This window comes from Burkholderia cenocepacia, from assembly GCF_900446215.1.
GTDB classification, from domain to species: domain Bacteria; phylum Pseudomonadota; class Gammaproteobacteria; order Burkholderiales; family Burkholderiaceae; genus Burkholderia; species Burkholderia cenocepacia.
In genome coordinates this window covers 260943-278377 of record NZ_UAQZ01000012.1, presented here as the reverse complement: position 1 = coordinate 278377, position 17435 = coordinate 260943, and the positions used below count along the sequence as shown (strand labels likewise).

General features: G+C 66.6%; 17 protein-coding genes and 1 tRNA gene. 10 read left to right on the top strand and 8 right to left on the bottom strand.

Features of this window, described 5'->3' with window-relative positions; translation table 11 throughout:
* Positions 1–80: 80 nt before the first annotated feature.
* From obgE to rplU, 3 genes are all read right to left on the bottom strand, one after another.
* Positions 81–1193: a GTPase ObgE gene (gene obgE, locus DTA15_RS18640; protein ID WP_006489254.1), complete on the bottom strand. Its 1113-nt coding sequence runs from the start codon at positions 1191–1193 to the stop codon at positions 81–83.
* A 186-nt stretch (positions 1194–1379) separates the two neighbouring features.
* Positions 1380–1643: a 50S ribosomal protein L27 gene (gene rpmA / locus DTA15_RS18635; protein ID WP_006476999.1), complete on the bottom strand. Its 264-nt coding sequence runs from the start codon at positions 1641–1643 to the stop codon at positions 1380–1382.
* Positions 1644–1667: 24 nt separating this feature from the next.
* Positions 1668–1979, bottom strand: a complete 312-nt coding sequence (gene rplU, locus DTA15_RS18630; RefSeq protein WP_006025184.1) for a 50S ribosomal protein L21 — start codon at positions 1977–1979, stop codon at positions 1668–1670.
* Between the two features lie 210 nt (positions 1980–2189).
* On the opposite strand from rplU, the gene DTA15_RS18625 reads away from it, so the two are divergent.
* From DTA15_RS18625 to DTA15_RS18585, 9 genes are all read left to right on the top strand, one after another.
* The gene (locus tag DTA15_RS18625; protein ID WP_006489248.1) at positions 2190–3185 is read left to right on the top strand and encodes a polyprenyl synthetase family protein; all 996 of its coding nucleotides are present in this window, start codon (positions 2190–2192) and stop codon (positions 3183–3185) included.
* Positions 3186–3333: 148 nt separating this feature from the next.
* A tRNA-Pro gene (locus tag DTA15_RS18620) sits at positions 3334–3410 on the top strand.
* A 141-nt stretch (positions 3411–3551) separates the two neighbouring features.
* Entirely contained in the window at positions 3552–4844 is a 1293-nt protein-coding gene (locus DTA15_RS18615; protein ID WP_006489250.1) for an HlyC/CorC family transporter, read from the top strand.
* 122 nt (positions 4845–4966) lie between these two features.
* Positions 4967–6241: a GspE/PulE family protein gene (locus DTA15_RS18610; protein WP_020979379.1), complete on the top strand. Its 1275-nt coding sequence runs from the start codon at positions 4967–4969 to the stop codon at positions 6239–6241.
* A gap of 8 nt (positions 6242–6249) precedes the next feature.
* A complete protein-coding gene (locus DTA15_RS18605; RefSeq protein WP_006496766.1) occupies positions 6250–7455 on the top strand; it encodes a type II secretion system F family protein in 1206 nt (401 codons plus the stop codon).
* Between the two features lie 45 nt (positions 7456–7500).
* The gene (locus tag DTA15_RS18600; RefSeq protein ID WP_006487139.1) at positions 7501–8412 is read left to right on the top strand and encodes a prepilin peptidase; all 912 of its coding nucleotides are present in this window, start codon (positions 7501–7503) and stop codon (positions 8410–8412) included.
* Between the two features lies 1 nt (position 8413).
* The gene (coaE, locus tag DTA15_RS18595) at positions 8414–9022 is read left to right on the top strand and encodes a dephospho-CoA kinase (RefSeq protein WP_006487123.1); all 609 of its coding nucleotides are present in this window, start codon (positions 8414–8416) and stop codon (positions 9020–9022) included.
* A 109-nt stretch (positions 9023–9131) separates the two neighbouring features.
* On the top strand, positions 9132–9887 hold the full coding sequence (gene zapD / locus DTA15_RS18590) for a cell division protein ZapD (protein WP_006487143.1): 756 nt from the start codon (positions 9132–9134) through the stop codon (positions 9885–9887).
* Between the two features lie 28 nt (positions 9888–9915).
* Positions 9916–10116 carry a DNA gyrase inhibitor YacG gene (locus DTA15_RS18585; protein WP_011544509.1) on the top strand — a complete coding sequence of 67 codons (201 nt, stop codon included), beginning with the start codon at positions 9916–9918 and terminating at the stop codon, positions 10114–10116.
* 60 nt (positions 10117–10176) lie between these two features.
* Here the strand turns inward: DTA15_RS18585 and DTA15_RS18580 are convergent, their stop codons facing one another.
* The 4 genes from DTA15_RS18580 to secA all read right to left on the bottom strand — a co-directional run bounded on the left by DTA15_RS18580 (position 10177) and on the right by secA (position 15693).
* Positions 10177–10620 carry an NUDIX domain-containing protein gene (locus DTA15_RS18580; RefSeq protein ID WP_006487137.1) on the bottom strand — a complete coding sequence of 148 codons (444 nt, stop codon included), beginning with the start codon at positions 10618–10620 and terminating at the stop codon, positions 10177–10179.
* Positions 10617–11486 (bottom strand): ATP-binding protein, encoded by an 870-nt coding sequence (locus tag DTA15_RS18575; RefSeq protein ID WP_006487097.1) that lies wholly within the window; start codon positions 11484–11486, stop codon positions 10617–10619. Before DTA15_RS18575 ends, DTA15_RS18580 begins: the two co-directional genes overlap by 4 nt.
* 19 nt (positions 11487–11505) lie before the next feature.
* Entirely contained in the window at positions 11506–12747 is a 1242-nt protein-coding gene (argJ, locus tag DTA15_RS18570; RefSeq protein WP_006496770.1) for a bifunctional glutamate N-acetyltransferase/amino-acid acetyltransferase ArgJ, read from the bottom strand.
* Between the two features lie 144 nt (positions 12748–12891).
* Positions 12892–15693, bottom strand: coding sequence for a preprotein translocase subunit SecA (gene secA, locus DTA15_RS18565; protein ID WP_006493335.1), 2802 nt, complete (start codon positions 15691–15693; stop codon positions 12892–12894).
* 256 nt (positions 15694–15949) lie between these two features.
* Here secA and DTA15_RS18560 point away from each other — a divergent pair, with 256 nt between their 5' ends.
* Positions 15950–16426, top strand: coding sequence for a DciA family protein (locus tag DTA15_RS18560; RefSeq protein WP_006487136.1), 477 nt, complete (start codon positions 15950–15952; stop codon positions 16424–16426).
* A gap of 81 nt (positions 16427–16507) precedes the next feature.
* Here DTA15_RS18560 and lpxC read toward each other — a convergent pair whose 3' ends face one another.
* Positions 16508–17425 (bottom strand): UDP-3-O-acyl-N-acetylglucosamine deacetylase, encoded by a 918-nt coding sequence (gene lpxC, locus DTA15_RS18555; RefSeq protein ID WP_006487145.1) that lies wholly within the window; start codon positions 17423–17425, stop codon positions 16508–16510.
* Positions 17426–17435: the final 10 nt, after the last annotated feature.

The window sequence follows — 17435 nt, the reverse complement described above, 5'->3', positions numbered from 1 at the left end:
TCTCCTGTATCTGATGCCTGCCCGGCCGGGCGCGATTGAACGCCAACGCCGGGCGGCACGCCCGGCGCGTTGGCGAACGCTCAGGCGTCGTCGCCCGGCGTCGCACCGCCCTTCGCCGGCGGCGCATCGCGGAAACGCACGTCGGCCGCGAGATCCTCCGCCTCCGCCGCGCGATGCGCGTCCGAATGCTCGGAAAGGTAGTCGTAGATCGCGTAGCACAGCGCTTCGCAGCCCTGGCCCGTCAGCGCCGAGATCTCGAACACGGGGCCGTCCCAGCCGAAGCGGTCGAGGAAATCCGCGACGCGCGCCTCGCGCTCGTCTTCCGGCACCATGTCCAGCTTGTTGAGCACGAGCCAGCGCGGCTTCTCGTAGAGCGCCTCGTCGTACTTGCGCAGCTCGCCGACGATCGCCGTCGCTTCCGCGACCGGATCGACGCTTTCGTCGAACGGCGCGAGATCGACCAGATGCAGCAGCACACCGGTACGCTGCAGGTGGCGCAGGAATTGATGCCCGAGGCCCGCGCCTTCGGCCGCGCCTTCGATCAGCCCCGGGATATCGGCGATCACGAAGCTCTTGCTCGGACCGACCCGCACCACACCGAGATTCGGCGCGAGCGTCGTGAACGGGTAGTCGGCGATCTTCGGCTTCGCGTTCGACACCGACGAGATGAAGGTCGACTTGCCCGCGTTCGGCATGCCGAGCAGGCCGACGTCGGCGAGCACCTTCAGCTCGAGCTTCAGCATGCGCCGCTCGCCCGGCTTGCCGTCCGTCTTCTGGCGCGGCGCGCGGTTCGTGCTCGACTTGAAATGCAGGTTGCCGAGGCCGCCGGCGCCGCCCTGCGCGAGCATCACCCGCTGGTCGTGCTCGGTCAGGTCGGCGATCAGCTCGCCCGTGTCCATGTCGCTGATGATGGTGCCGACCGGCATGCGCAGCGTGACATCGTCGCCGCCCTTGCCGTAGCAATCCGAGCCGCGACCGTTTTCGCCGTTGCGCGCGAGGTGCTTCTTCGCGTAACGGTAGTCGATCAGCGTGTTGATGTTGCGGTCGGCGATCGCGTAAACGCTACCGCCGCGGCCGCCGTCGCCACCGTCCGGCCCGCCGAACGGGACGAATTTCTCGCGGCGCATCGACGCGCTGCCATCGCCTCCGTCGCCGGCGATGACTTCGATTCGTGCTTCGTCAATGAACTTCATTCGTCACTCCGCCCAGTATTTCCGCTATTGTGCCGCGCGCCGGCACGCTTGAACAATCTGCCGTTCGGCCGATCGTACGCCGGTCGCGCGAGGGTCGCCGGCCCGCATTTGCAGGCGGCGACCCAATAAAAAAGGCCCCGCGAAGACTGCGGGGCCTTTCGGCTACGAAGCCCGTGGGTGCCTGACTTAGGCAGCCGCCGGGACGACGATGACCAGATGCTTCTTGTCCGCGCCCTTCGTCGCGAACTTGACGTGACCGTCGACCAGCGCGAACAGGGTGTGATCCTTGCCCATGCCGACGTTCTCGCCAGCGTGCATGCGCGTACCGCGCTGACGCACGATGATGCCGCCGGCATTGATTGCCTGGCCGCCGTACACTTTCACGCCGAGACGTTTCGACTCGGAGTCGCGGCCGTTCCGGGAAGAGCCGCCTGCCTTTTTGTGTGCCATCTGATTGCTCCTTTACCGAGGCGCTTACGCGTTGATCGCGTCGATGCGCAGCTCAGTGTAGTTCTGGCGGTGGCCGCCGTGCTTTTGGTAGTGCTTCCGGCGACGCATCTTGAAGATGGTGACCTTGGCATGACGACCGTGCGACACAACGGTGGCCTTGACGGAAGCCCCACTGACCAGCGGCGTACCGAACTTAATCGATTCGCCTTCGCCCACTGCGAGAACCTGGTCGAGCGTGATTTCAGCGTCAATGTCAGCCGGTATCTGTTCTACTTTGAGTTTTTCGCCAACGGCAACCTTGTACTGCTTGCCGCCGGTTTTTATGACCGCGTACATTGAGAACCTCACTCTGGATCCAATTTTTCCGCACACCACGCGCGGAAAACACGTGATTATACATGGGGTTAGCACCGAAGTCAAAACCGATCGACGATTACCGCGCGCGGGCCTCGGCCAGACGGCCAAAATCGCGCTGCCGGTACGTCTGACAGACCGGCATATCGCGGATTCGACTTATAATCCGCCGCATCACCCAATTCCATCATCATGTCGTCGTCCACCGCCTCCCCCACCCTCAGCGCCGCCCACCTGCTCGCCCCGATCACCAGCGACATGGAGCAGGTGAATCGCGTTATCCGGCAAAGCCTCGCGTCCGACGTGCTGCTGATCAACCAGATCGCCGAGTACATCATCGGCGCGGGCGGCAAGCGGCTGCGTCCGGCGTTGCTGCTGCTCGTCGCCGGCGCGCTCGGCGAAACGTCGCACCAACGGCACGTGCTGGCCGCCGTCGTCGAGTTCATCCACACGGCCACGCTGCTGCATGACGACGTCGTCGACGAATCCGAGCTGCGCCGCGGCCGCCAGACCGCCAATGCGCTGTTCGGCAACGCGGCGAGCGTGCTGGTAGGCGATTACCTCTACTCGCGCTCGTTCGAGATGATGGTCGGCGTCGGCAAGATGCGCGTGATGGAGATCCTGTCCGAAGCGACGACGATCATTTCGGAAGGCGAGGTGCTGCAGCTCCTGAACATGCACGACGCGGACGTCGACGAAACGCGCTACATGCAGGTGATCCGCTACAAGACGGCCAAGCTGTTCGAGGCGTCGGCGCGCCTGGGCGCGGTGCTCGCGGGCGCCGATGCGCCGACCGAGGCCGCCGCCGCCGAATACGGCCGCCGGGTCGGCACCGCGTTCCAGATCATGGACGACTGGCTCGACTATGCGGGCACCGCCGAGGCAATGGGCAAGAATGCCGGCGACGACCTGCGCGAAGGCAAGCCGACGCTGCCGCTCATCTATCTGATCGAGCGCGGCACGCCCGAACAGTCGGCGCTCGCACGCGAGGCGATCGAACAGGGCGGCACCGATCGCTTCGACACGATTTTCGAAGCGATCACGCGCTCGGGCGCGCTCGATCACACGCTCGAATGCGCACGCCAGGAAGCGCAGGCCGCGGCAGCGGCGATTGCCGCGTTCCCCGATTCGATCTACAAGGAAAGCCTGCTCGGGTTGTGCTCGTACTCGACGTCGCGGCAGTCATGAACACGCCGCGAACGGGACGCGGCGCCTTGTCCCGAAAAATTTCTTCATCAAAGTATTCCCTTTTAGAAAAAACATTGTTATAGTTACGTTCTTGCTTGAGACGACGCAGCGATCTTCACGAAGACAGCGAAGTCCGAAGAGCAAAAATCGGGGTGTAGCTTAGCCTGGTAGAGCGCTACGTTCGGGACGTAGAGGCCGGAGGTTCGAATCCTCTCACCCCGACCAGATTTAAAAAAACCGTGCACCGTGTGCACGGTTTTTTTTCGTCCGGCCGCCGCGAGCCCCTCGTGTCGCGCGCGACACATCGCGGTCGCCGGCCTCTGCTATATTTCCCCCATCCCTGTCCTTCACTGCCCTTTCCAACGCGTGGACCAAATTCCCTTATGGGCGCAAATCGGCGCCGTCTTCCTGCTTCTCCTCTGTTCCAGCTTCTTTTCCATTTCCGAGACCGCGATGATGGCGCTCAATCGCCATCGGCTGAAGCATCTCGCCGGCCAGGGCGCACTCGGCGCGAAAACCACGCAGGGGCTGCTCACGCGCACTGACTTGCTGCTCAGCGTGATCCTGATCGGCAACAACCTGTTCAACACGATCATCCCCGTCCTCACGACGTCGCTCGCACTCCATACGTTCGGCCGCAACAATCTCGCGCTGTCGATCGCGACCGGCGTCGTCGCGTTCCTGATCATCGTGTTCGCGGAAATCGCGCCGAAGATCGTCGGCGCGACGTTCCCCGAGCGCATCGCACTGCCCGCGAGCCTCGTGATCGCCCCGCTGATGCGCGTGTTCAAGCCGGTCGTCTGGTTCGTCAATGCGCTCGCGAACGGCGTGCTGTGGGTGCTGCGCATCAACACGAAGAAGGGCCGCGACCAGCGGATGTCGGCCGACGAGCTGCGGGCCATCGTGCTCGAATCGAGCAGTTTCATGCCGACCAAGCACCGCAGCATCCTGCTCAACCTGTTCGACCTCGAGAACATCACGGTCGACGACGTGATGGTGCCGCGTCGCCAGATCGAGTCGCTCAACTTCTACGCGCCGCTCGACGACATCCTCCATCAGCTCGAAACCTGCTATCACAACCGGCTGGTGGTCTACGAAGGCGACATCGACAAGGTGCTCGGCGTGCTGCACGTGCGCAAGACGCTCACCGCGCTGCACAACCAGGATTTCGACCGCGAGACGCTGCGCTCGCTGCTCACCGAACCGTACTACGTGCCGTCGGGCACGCCGGTGGTCCAGCAGCTCCAGTTCTTCCAGGAAACCCGGCATCGCACCGCGCTCGTCGTCAACGAATACGGCGAACTCGAAGGGCTCGTCACGCCCGAGGACATCATCGAGGAACTGATCGGCGAATTCACGACGTCGATGCCGCGCAGCGAACGCGCGGGCGGCTGGGACGAGAACGGCGAATGCATCGTCTCGGCCAGCATGCCGCTGCGCGAACTGAACCGCTGGCTGCACCTGAAACTGCCGACCGACGGGCCGAAGACGCTGAACGGGCTGGTACTCGAGATCCTCGAGGAAATTCCGGAAGACGACGTGTGCCTGAAAATCGGCGACGTGATGCTCGAAGTGATGCGCAGCGACGATCAGGCAGTGCGCACCGTCAAGCTGTTCAAGCCGCGCGGCGCGCGCACCGGACGCACCGCAGCGCGCTAGGGCCTGTTCGCGCTAATAACGGGCTTGCGCTAGCCCTAGCCGAACGGCCGACTGCCGGCGCCGCCCGCGGCGCGCGATCATCTGCGCATCACGGTCAACAGGCGGCCCGCGTGCCGGCTCACATGCATTTCCCTTCCTCCGGGGCGCCGCTGCATCCGCAGTCGTCGCCCGCGCACGCCGGCGCGCCGCCCACCGCGCCCCACGCACTCGATGCGGCCCAGCTCGACGATGCTCCCGCCGTACGGCTGCTGACGGACACGCTGCATGCGGCGCGCGTGCGCGACGCGTCGGACATCCACGTCGAGCCATTCGAAGCCGGCTGGCGCATCCGTCTTCGCATCGACGGCGTGCTGCACGAACATGCGCGCCCGCCGCTACACCTGCGCGATGCGCTCGTCACGCGGATCAAGGTGCTCTCGCGCATGGACATCGCCGAGCGGCGGCTTCCGCAGGACGGCCGGCTGCGCATCGCGATCGACGGCGGCACGCGCGGCGACTACCGCGTCAGTTCGCTGCCCACGCTGTTCGGCGAAAAACTCGTGCTGCGGCGGCTCGAAACACTGCCGCCCGATCTCTCGCTTGCCAACCTCGGCTTCGACGCGCGGCAGGCCGCCGCGATGGAGGCCGCGATCCGCGCGCCGCACGGCCTCGTGCTCGTCACGGGCCCGACCGGCAGCGGCAAGACCCTGTCGCTCTACTGCGCGCTGCAGATGCTCGATCGCGACGCACACAACGTCTGCACGGTCGAGGATCCCGCCGAGATCCAGCTCGACGGGATCAACCAGGTCGGGGTCGCCGACAAGGCGGGACTCACGTTCGCGACCGCGCTGCGGGCGCTGTTGCGGCAGGATCCGGACGTGATCATGGTCGGCGAGATTCGCGATGCGGAGACGGCCGATGTCGCGATCAAGGCTGCGCAAACCGGCCACCTCGTGCTGTCGACGCTGCACACGAACGACGCGCCGGCCGCCGTCGCGCGGCTGCTCGATATCGGCGTCGCGCCGTACAACCTCGCGGCCGCGCTGCATCTCGTCACCGCGCAGCGTCTCGTCCGGCGCCTGTGCGTCGCCTGCCGCGTGCATTCGGACGCATCGGTGCGTGCGCTGCGGGAAGCCGGCTGCGACCCGGCGGCGCTGGCAGCCGGATGGCGGCCGTTCGTCGCGCGTGGCTGTTCCGCCTGTCACGGCATCGGCTATCGCGGCCGCATCGGCCTGCATCAGACGATGCCGGTATCGCCCGCGCTGGCGGAGCGCATCGTCGCGCGGGCGAGCGTCGGCGAACTCGCGCAGTGCGTGGCGGCCGAGGGGGTCCGCAGCCTGCGCGACGCGGCATTCGCCCGCGTCCTGGACGGCACGACGAGCATCGCGGAAGCCGTCGCGGCCACACCTGCGGCATGAGCATAAGTATGCGCACGCCACCGCGCGAAACCCGCTTTGCATGGCGCGGGCGCCATCGCGACGGCTCGCCGCGCCGCGGGATCGTCGTCGCCTTCGACGCCGCGGCCGCGCGCGCCACGCTCGCACGCGACGGCATCGCGGTACTGTCGCTCGACGGCCGCGGGCCGGCCCGTCCGCCCGCGGCGGCCGCACGCGACATCACGCGCTTCACGCGCCAGCTCGCAAGTCTGCTGCAGGCCGGCCTGCCGCTTGCGCCGTCGCTCGAGATGCTCGCCCGCACCCGCACGCGCGACGGCGTGCCGCGCATCGCCGCGGGACTCGCCCGTGAAATCGTCGGCGGCCGGCGCTTTGCCGATGCGCTCGCACGCTATCCATCGCAGTTCGGCACGCTGTATCGCCAGTTGATCGAGGTCGGCGAGGCGTCCGGGTCGCTCGGCATCGTGCTGACCCGGGTCGCGGAACATCGCGAGCGCGCCGATGCGCAATGGCGCAAGCTGCGCGCCGCACTCGCGTATCCGGCCGCCGTCATCCTGTTCGCGCTCGCGATCTCGGCAGCCTTGATGGTGTGGGTCGTGCCGACCTTCCGGCAGATCTTCGACGGTTTCGGCGCCGCCCTGCCCGCGCCGACCCGCGCACTACTCGCGCTGTCCTCGGCACTGTCGGCGTGGGGCGGTGTGCTGCTGGCCGGTGCGGCCGCCATAGCGCTGGCCGCGCAGCATGCGCTGCGGCGCTCGGTCGCGCTGCGTCATGCGCTCGCGCGGCGCCTGCTGCGCGCGCCGCTCGCGGGCAGCGCGCTGGAACGGTTCGCGGCCGCACGCTGGTGCCGCTCGCTGGCGACCCTGCTCGGCGCCGGCGTGCCGCTCGCCGATGCGTTCGCCACGCTCGAGCGCACGGCCGGCCACCCGGTGTTCGCGCACGCCACCGCGCACATCGCCGCACGCGTGTTGCGCGGCGTCCGTCTGGCCGATGCGATGCATTCGGCCGGCTGCTTTCCGGACGACGTCGTGCAACCGATCGCCGTCGCCGAGGAAACCGGTGCGCTCGACTCGATGCTCGGCGACATCGCCGCATTGTGCGAACGCCAGCTCGACGCGCGTCTCGATGCGCTCGCGGCGCTCGGCGAACCGTTGATCGTGATCGTCCTGGGCGCGCTCGTCGGCGGCCTCGTGATCGCGATGTACCTGCCGATCCTTCAGCTCGGCAACGTGGTGTAGCATCGCAACCGATTCTGTCGCCTTTTAGTCCGATCCTTGAGCCTCATGACGCCAGCGCCCCTGTCCGCCGTTTCCGATTCGCCCGAGAGCACGCTGCTCGCGCTGGCGATGCTGCCGCCCGCGCTGCAGTATGCGTTCGCGGTCGTCATCGGCCTTTGCATCGGCAGCTTCCTGAACGTGGTCGTGCACCGGTTGCCCGTGATGATGCAGCGCGCGTGGCAGGCCGAGATCGCCGAAGCGACGGGCGCCGCAAGCACCCCGCCCGACGATGGTTATCCGCCGCGCTACGATCTGTGGCGCCCGCGCAGCGCCTGCCCGCATTGCGGCCACGTGTTGCGCGCATGGGAGAACATCCCGGTCGTCAGCTATCTGATGCTGCGCGGACGCTGCCGGTGCTGCGGCCATGCGATCGGCATCCGCTATCCGCTCGTCGAGCTCGCGTGCGCAGGGCTCGCGGCCGGCTCGCTCGCGGCGTTCGGCCCGACCGTCGCCGCGCTTGCCGCGTTCGCGCTGTGCGCGGCGCTGCTCGCGATGAGCGCGATCGATATCCGGACCGGCTACCTGCCCGATTCGATGACGCTGCCGCTGCTGTGGGCCGGGCTCGTGCTGAACCTCGGCGGCACGTTCGCTTCGCTGCGCTCGGCCGTGATCGGCGCGATGGCCGGCTACCTGTTCCTGTGGTCGATCTACTGGCTGTTCAAATGGCTGCGCGGCATCGAGGGCATCGGTTTCGGCGACCTGAAGCTGCTTGCCGCGCTCGGCGCATGGATGGGCTGGGCCGCACTGCCGCAGGTCGTACTGTTCGCGGCGGTGACCGGCGCGGTCGTCGGGCTCGTCGCGACTTGGCGCGGCCGCATGCGCTTCGAGGAGCCGATTCCGTTCGGCCCGTTCCTCGCGGCCGGCGGCGTCGCCACGCTGTTTTTCGGCACCCCTTTCTATGCGGCGCTCGGAGGCTGACATGTTTTCAGTAGGACTCACGGGCGGCATCGGCAGCGGCAAGACGACCGTTGCCGACCTGTTCGGCGCCCGTGGCGCGTCGCTCGTCGATACCGACCTGATTGCCCATCGCATCACCGCGCCGGGCGGTCTCGCGATGCCGGCTATCGAGCACGCTTTCGGTCGCGGCTTCGTGGCCGCCGACGGCTCGCTCGATCGCGCGAAGATGCGCACACTGATCTTCAGCGACGACGACGCGCGCCGGCGCCTCGAAGCGATCACGCATCCGCTGATCCGTGCAGAGACCGATCGCGAGGCGCGCGAGGCTCGGGGCCCGTACGTGATGTTCGTCGTGCCGCTGCTCGTCGAGTCGGGCACGTGGAAGGCGCGCAGCGATCGCGTGCTGGTCGTCGACTGCCCGGTCGAAACGCAGATCGCGCGCGTGATGCGGCGCAACGGCTTCACGCGCGAACAGGTCGAAGCGATCATCGCGCGACAGGCGACGCGCGAGGCCCGCCTCGCGGCGGCCGACGACGTGATCGTCAACGACGCGGTCACGCCCGACGCGCTCGCCGCGCAGGTCGATGCACTGCACCAACGCTATGTCGCGTTCGCGGCCGCCGCGCACTGAGCATCGCGCGCAATCGTGATGGTGTACGAAATTGGCGCGTTGCTAGGGTAGAGAGGGGGCATTAGAATGTCCTTCATTGTTTCAATCCCTACCCAAGAGGCGAGCGCGCTTGATTCTTTACGAGTATCCGTTCAACGAGCGAATTCGCACGCTGTTGCGTCTCGAAGATCTGTTCGAGCGCTTCGCGTTCTTTTTGGCTCAGGAGGACCCGCGTGAACACCACGTCGCGCTGACGACGCTGTTCGAAATCGCCGAGGTAACGGGCCGCGCGGACCTGAAATCGGATCTGATGAAGGAGCTCGAACGTCAGCGCCAGACGCTCGCCCCCTTTCGCGGCAATCCGGGCATCGAGCAGAACGCGCTCGAAGCCGTGCTCGGTGAAATCGAGCAAACGCTCGCGAATCTTGCGCAGATGCAGGGCAAGACCGGCCAGCACCTCGTCGACAACGAGTGGCTCGCCAGCATCCGCAGCCGCGCGGTGATTCCGGGCGGGACATGCAAGTTCGACCTGCCGTCGTACTACGCGTGGCAGCAATGGCCCGCCGAGCAGCGGCGCCAGGACATCGCGAAGTGGGTCCTGCCGATGCTGCCGTTGCGCGACGCCGCGGCGATCGTGCTGCGGCTTGCGCGCGAATCAGGCCAGGCGTCGAAGGTCATGGCGATGCAGGGCAGCTACCAGCAGATGCTGTCCGGCCGCACCTATCAACTGATGCAGGTGCGGGTAGCGCCGGAGCTGCGCGTCATTCCCGAAGCGAGCGCAAACAAATACATGCTGTGGGTACGGTTCACCATGCAGGACGGCGACGTGCGGCCGCGTGCGGTGGACATCGACGTGCCGTTCCATCTGACCCTGTGTAATCTGTAACGGCCGCGTGCCGGTTCAACGCTTTCGTATGACTACCGTTGTGAAATGTCCGTCGTGCGGCGCAGAAGTGCGCTGGACGCCTGAAAACAAGTTCCGTCCCTTCTGTTCGGCCCGCTGCAAGCAGCTCGACCTTGGCGCATGGGCCGCGGAAAAGTATCGGATCGGCGGCGCCTCCGACGAGGGCCCGTCGTCGGAAGAGGACGGCACGGACAACCGCCGCGACAGCTGAGCGGCGCGCGGCGCCGCCGTCCGCCGATATGGCCCGCGTTTCCGGCGGGCCGCCACGGCGTCATTGCGACGCCGCTTCCTTCTCGAGCAGTTCGAGCACCGGCAGCGCCGCCGGCAACAGCGGCGCGACCTCGACCGGCAGTTGCTGCCATACGAACGCCTGCCCTTCCTTGCTGTGCGGCTCGCCCGTCCAGCCCGTCACCTTGCAGAAATAGAGCCGCACGTACGCGTGCGGATAATCGTGCTCGAGCGTGTGCCAGCGGTGGCTGGCCGTGACCTCGATGCCGAGTTCCTCGTGCAGCTCGCGCGCCAGCGCATCCTCGACGCTTTCGCCGGCCTCCAGCTTGCCGCCCGGAAACTCCCAGTAACCTTCATACGGTTTGCCCTGCAGGCGTTGCGCGAGCAGATACCGACCGTCCGGCTGCACCATCACGCCGACCGCGACTTCCGTCACCTTGCGGCCGTCCGGCGCCCGCACGGCGCCCTGTGCCAGATCCGCGCTCATGCCTGCTCCTTGCGGCCCGACCAGTCCCGCGCGAACTGCCACGCGACGCGGCCCGAGCGCGAGCCGCGCTCGAGCGCCCACACGAGGGCGTCGCCGCGTGCCGTGTCGATCTCCGTCTCCGGGCAGCCGAAGTGGCGCAGCCAGTGCGCGACGATGTCGAGGTAGTCGTCCTGCTTGAACGGATAGAAGCTGACCCACAGGCCGAAGCGCTCCGACAGCGAGATCTTCTCCTCGACGACTTCGCCGGGGTGAATCTCGCCGTCAGGAAGATGCTTGTACGACTCGTTGTCGCTCATGTACTCGGGGAGCAGGTGGCGACGGTTCGACGTCGCGTAGATCAGCACGTTGTCCGACTGCGCGGCGATCGACCCGTCCAGCGCGACCTTCAGCGCCTTGTAGCCCGATTCGCCGTCCTCGAACGACAGGTCGTCGCAAAACACGATGAACCGCTCCGGACGCTGCGAGATCAGGTCGACGATGTCGCCGAGATCGTGCAGGTCGTCCTTGTCGACTTCGATCAGGCGCAGCCCGTCGTTCGCGTACGCATTCAGGCACGCCTTGATCAGCGACGACTTGCCGGTACCGCGTGCGCCGGTCAGCAGCACGTTGTTGGCCGGCTTGCGCTGCACGAACTGCCGCGTGTTCTGGTCGATCAGCGCCTTCTGGCGGTCGATGTTGTGCAGGTCGCCGAGCGTGATCGATGACACGGCCGGTACCGGCTGCAGGTAACCGCGCCCCTGGCGCTTGCGCCAGCGGAACGCATGCGCCGCGTTCCAGTCGATGGCCGCCGGTGCGGGCGGCAGCATCCCTTCGAGACGGCCGAGCAGCGCTTCCGCGCGCGTCAGAAACTGTTCAAGCTTGTCCATGTCGTTCGAGCGCTCCCGATCAGGAGCGGTAATCCGCGTTGATGCTCACGTAATCGTGCGACAGGTCGCACGTCCAGACGGTGGCCTGCGCGTCGCCGCGCCCGAGCAGCACGCGGATCGTGATCTCGCTCTGCTTCATCACGCGCTGGCCGTCCTCTTCCTGGTAGGCCGGATTGCGGCCGCCTGCCTTCGCGACGAGCACGTCGTCGAGATAGAGGTCGATCTTGCCGACGTCGAGATCCGCGACGCCCGCATAGCCGATCGCCGCGAGAATCCGGCCGAGGTTGGGGTCGGATGCGTAGAAGGCCGTCTTCACGAGCGGCGAATGGCCGATCGCGTACGCGATCTGGCGGCATTCGGCGACGCTCTTGCCGCCTTCGACCTGCACCGTCATGAATTTCGTCGCGCCTTCGCCGTCGCGCACGATCAGTTGCGACAGCACCTGCGCGACTTCCGTCACCGCGTCGCGCAGCGCCGCATAGGCCGGCGAATCGGTCGACGTGATGGCCGGCAGCGTGCTCTTGCCCGATGCGATCAGGATGAACGAGTCGTTCGTCGACGTGTCGCCGTCGATCGTGATGCAGTTGAACGAGCGGTCGGCGACTTCCTTCACGAGCGTGTCGAGCACCGGCTGCGCGACGTTCGCATCGAACGCGAGGAAGCCGAGCATCGTCGCCATGTTCGGCTTGATCATGCCCGCGCCCTTGCTGATGCCCGTCAGCGTGACCGTGTGACCGTCGATCGTCACCTGGCGCGACGTCGCCTTCGGCAGCGTGTCGGTCGTCATGATCGCCTGCGCGGCGTCGAACCAGTTCGCGGCCTTGCGGTTCGCGAGCGCGGCCGGCAGACCGGCCTTCAGGCGGTCGATCGGCAGCGGCTCGAGGATCACGCCGGTCGAGAACGGCAGCACTTGCGCCGGCTCGATGCCCGCGAGGCGTGCGAGTTCCGTGCACGTTTCACGGGCGTTCACGAGGCCCGGCTCGCCGGTGCCCGCGTTCGCATTGCCGGTATTCACGACCAGTGCGCGGATGCCCGCGCCGCCCGCACGCACCTTCGCCAGATGCTCGCGGCAGACGGTGACCGGCGCTGCGCAGAAACGGTTTTCGGTGAACACGCCCGCGACCGTCGCGCCTTCGTCGACGGAAATGACCAGCACGTCCTTGCGATTCGGCTTGCGGATGTTCGCCTCCGCCCAGCCGAGCGTGACGCCGGCGACGGGATGCAGTTGGGCGGGATCGATCGACGGAAAATTGACTGCCATGGGGCACACCTGCCGGATGGAAAATGCCGGCACGCGCCGGCATCGATTGGAAGAACCGGCGGCCGCACGCGCGGGCCGCCACAACTCACATCACTGATTCGAAGCTGCGAACGACGCGGCACGCGTGACGCGCGCCGCCGACGATCATGACAGCTTCCCGTGACATTGCTTGTACTTCTTGCCGCTGCCGCACGGGCACGGGTCGTTGCGGCCGACCTTCGGCATTTCGCCGCCGGGGCCGCCGTGCGTCATCGCGCTGCCGACCATGTCGGCCGTCGCCGTGGCCGCCGCAGCAGCAGTCGTGACGTTCGCCACCGGGGCGCCGGCGTCCGCGTAGTCGGCGTGCTGGTATTCGACGTTCTCGAGATGACCGCCGCGCTCCTCGATCTGCTCGGCCGCCTCCTCGAGCTGCTCCGGCGACTGGATCTGCACGTTCATCACGATGCGCGTGACTTCCTGCTTGATCGCGTCGAGCATCGCGGCGAACAGTTCGAACGCCTCGCGCTTGTACTCCTGCTTCGGGTTCTTCTGCGCATAGCCGCGCAGGTGAATGCCCTGGCGCAAGTGGTCGAGCGCCGCGAGGTGCTCGCGCCACAGGCGGTCGACCGTCTGCAGCATCACCGAGCGCTCGAACGCGCTGAACGATTCGCGACCGACCATCGCGACCTTCGCCTCGTACTGCTCGTCGGCGGCCGTCGTCACCGCGTCGAGGATCTCCTCGGCCGTGATCGACGACGACTCGTTCACCATTTCCTGGATCGCGAGATCGAGCTGCCAGTCGTTGCGCAGCGCTTCCTCGAGCTCGGGCACGTCCCACTGCTCTTCGATGCTGCCTTCCGGCACGAACTGGCGGACGACTTCGGTGATCACGCCGTGACGCATCGCAGTGATCGTCTCGGTGATGTCGTGTGCTTCGAGCAGCTCGTTGCGCTGCTGGTAGATCACCTTGCGCTGGTCGTTCGACACGTCGTCGTATTCGAGCAGCTGCTTGCGGATGTCGAAGTTGCGCGCTTCGACCTTGCGCTGCGCCGATTCGATCGACCGCGTGACGATGCCGGCTTCGATCGCCTCGCCTTCCGGCATCTTCAGGCGATCCATGATCGAGCGCACGCGGTCGCCCGCGAAGATGCGCAGCAGCGGATCGTCGAGCGACAGGTAGAAGCGCGACGAGCCCGGATCGCCCTGACGGCCTGCACGGCCGCGCAGCTGGTTGTCGATCCGGCGCGATTCGTGGCGCTCGGTGCCGATGATGTGCAGGCCGCCCGCGGCCTTCACCTCCTCGTGCAGCGTTTCCCACTCGTCGTGCAGCTTCTGGATGCGGCGCGCCTTTTCGTCGGCCGGGATCGAATCGTCGGCCTCGATGAACGCCGCCTGCTTCTCCGCATTGCCGCCGAGCACGATGTCGGTCCCGCGGCCGGCCATGTTGGTCGCGATCGTGATGCGCTTCGGACGGCCAGCTTCCGCGACGATCGCCGCTTCACGCTCGTGCTGCTTCGCGTTCAGCACTTCGTGCGGCAGCCCGGCCTGCTTCAGCAGGTGCGACAGCAGTTCGGAGTTCTCGATCGACGTCGTGCCGACCAGCACCGGCTGGCCGCGCTCGTAGCAGTCGCGGATGTCGCGGATCACCGCGTCGTAGCGCTCCTTGGCCGTCTTGTAGATCTGGTCCTGCTTGTCGATCCGCTTCGGCGGGCGGTTGGTCGGGATCACGACCGTCTCGAGACCGTAGATCTCGTTGAATTCGTACGCTTCGGTGTCCGCGGTGCCGGTCATGCCGGCCAGCTTCGCGTACATCCGGAAGTAGTTCTGGAACGTGATCGACGCGAGCGTCTGGTTCTCGCTCTGGATCTTCACGTGTTCCTTCGCCTCGACGGCCTGGTGCAGGCCGTCGGACCAGCGGCGGCCGGCCATCAGGCGGCCCGTGAATTCGTCGACGATGACCACTTCGCCGTTCTGCACGACGTAGTGCTGATCCTTGTGGAACAGCGTATGGGCGCGCAGCGCCGCGTACACGTGGTGCATCAGCGTGATGTTCTGCGGCGCGTACAAGCTTTCGCCCTCGCCGATCAGGCCCCATTCGGCAAGCAGGCGCTCGGCCTTCTCGTGGCCCGATTCCGTCAGGAACACCTGGCGCGCCTTCTCGTCGAGCGTGTAGTCGCCCGGCTTCTCGACGCCCGTGCCGTCGGCCTTCTCTTCGCCGATCTGGCGCTCGAGCAGCGGCGGCAGTGCGTTCATCCGCACGTACAGCTCGGTGTGATCCTCGGCCTGGCCCGAAATGATCAGCGGCGTACGCGCTTCGTCGATCAGGATCGAGTCCACTTCGTCGACGACCGCGAAGTTCAGGGCCCGCTGCACGCGCGCGTCGGTCTCGTAGACCATGTTGTCGCGCAGGTAGTCGAAGCCGAATTCGTTGTTCGTGCCGTACGTGATGTCCGCCGCGTAGGCCTGCTGCTTCTGGTCGTGCTCCATGCCGGACAGGTTGATGCCGACCGACAGACCGAGGAAGTTGTAGAGGCGCGCCATCCATTCGGCGTCGCGCTGCGCGAGGTAGTCGTTGACGGTCACGACGTGCACACCGCGGCCGGCCAGCGCGTTCAGGTACACGGGCAGCGTCGCGACGAGCGTCTTGCCCTCGCCGGTGCGCATTTCCGCGATCTTGCCGTAGTGGAGCACCATGCCGCCGATCATCTGCACGTCGAAGTGCCGCATCTTCAGCACGCGACGGCTCGCCTCGCGACACACCGCGAAGGCCTCGGGCAGCAGCTTGTCGAGCGACTCGCCGGCCGCGACCCGCTGGCGGAATTCGTCCGTCTTGCCGCGCAACTGGTCGTCCGTCAGCTTCTCGATCTGCGTTTCGAGCGCATTGATCGTCGCGACGGTCTTTTGGTATTGCTTGACGAGCCGCTGGTTGCGGCTGCCAAAAATTTTCTGGAGAAAACCGGTTGTCATCGGATCGGATCCTGCGTCGCAGCACCGGCGCCCGGCGCGTGTTGCGCGCCCCGGCGCCCGAGCCTCGGCGGCTTAGCGAATTAGTGGACTCAAACGTCGAATTTTAGCACGCGGGGACGCGTGCGCCTGCGTCCCGGCCGCACGGGCATGGCGCGCCGGGGCCGGGCGGACGGGGGCGAAAGCCGCCCGTGCGCGGGCCGGCACGGGTACAATCGGCTGCAACGTCCGCGCGCGTGCGCGCTCGAATAAAGCCTCGATGAACCGATTTTCCAAGCGTTTCGGCCCGCTCGCCGCCTATCGTCCGCAACCCGTGTCCGAAGTGCTCGGTCGTACCGACGCATTCGCGGCGCTGCGCGCCGGTGTCGAGCAGATCGCGTCGCTGCAGCGCGACCTGGGCGCTTGCCTGCCCGATTATCTGGCGAATCACGTCGAACCGGGCTTCATCAAGGACGGCACCCTGACCCTCTTTGCCGCGCACAATGCGCTGGCAGCACGGCTGCGACAGGTCGAGGTGCGGCTGCTCGGCGACCTCCAGAAGCGCGGCTGGCCCGTGACGACGCTGCGCGTGCGCGTGCGGCCGAAGGACGCGCCGGAGCCGCCGCACGTGAAGCAGGCTCGGATGACCTCGGCCGGCGCCGCCGCGCTGCGCGACCTCGCCGACCACCTCGAACCGTCGCCGCTGCAGGCCGCGCTCGCGCGGATGGCGGCACGACACGGCGCGAAGCCGCGTTGACCGCACCGGTCATCGGCGGCCGCCAGCCAACAAAAAAGCGACCCGAGGGTCGCTTTTTTTATCGCTTGCGCTGAACGCCGGTCACGCGAAGGCCGTCTGCGCGTCGAACGCGAACCCCTTCGGTGCAGCCTGCGGATCGTCGAACGTCACAATCTCGTACGCGTCTTCGTGCGCGAGCAGTTCGCGCAGCAACGCGTTGTTCAGGCCGTGGCCCGACTTGTACGCGGTGTACGACGCCAGCAGCGGATGGCCGATCACGTACAGATCGCCGATCGCGTCGAGCATCTTGTGCTTCACGAACTCGTCGTCGTAGCGCAGCCCGTCGTTGTTCAGGATCCGGTACTCGTCGAGCACGATCGCGTTGTCCATGCTGCCGCCGCGCGCCAGGCCGATCTCGCGCAGCATCTCGGCTTCGTGCGCGAAACCGAACGTGCGCGCACGCGCGATCTCGCGAACGTACGACGTGGTCGCGAAATCGACCTCGAGTTCCTGGCCCGTCTTGTCGACGGCCGGGTGACGGAAGTCGATCGAGAACTTCAGCTTGAAGCCGAAATACGGATCCAGCCGCGCGAACTTGTCGCCGTCACGGATTTCGACCGGCTTCTTCACCTTGATGAAACGCTTCGGCGCGTTCTGTTCCTCGATGCCGGCGGACTGGATCAGGAACACGAACGTGGCGGCGCTGCCGTCCATGATCGGGATTTCCTCGGCCGTCACATCGACATACAGGTTGTCGATGCCGAGACCCGCACACGCGGACATCAGGTGCTCGACCGTCGACACGCGCACGCCATCCTTCTGCAACACCGACGCGAGCCGCGTGTCGCCGATCGACATCGCCGATGCGGGAATGTCGACCGGCGTGGGCAGGTCGACGCGTGAAAAGACGATGCCCGTGCCGGGCGCGGCGGGACGGAGCGTCAACTCGATCTTGCGGCCCGAGTGGACACCGATACCCACGGTCTTCACGATGGATTTGATGGTGCGCTGCTTCAACATGGTCTTCTTC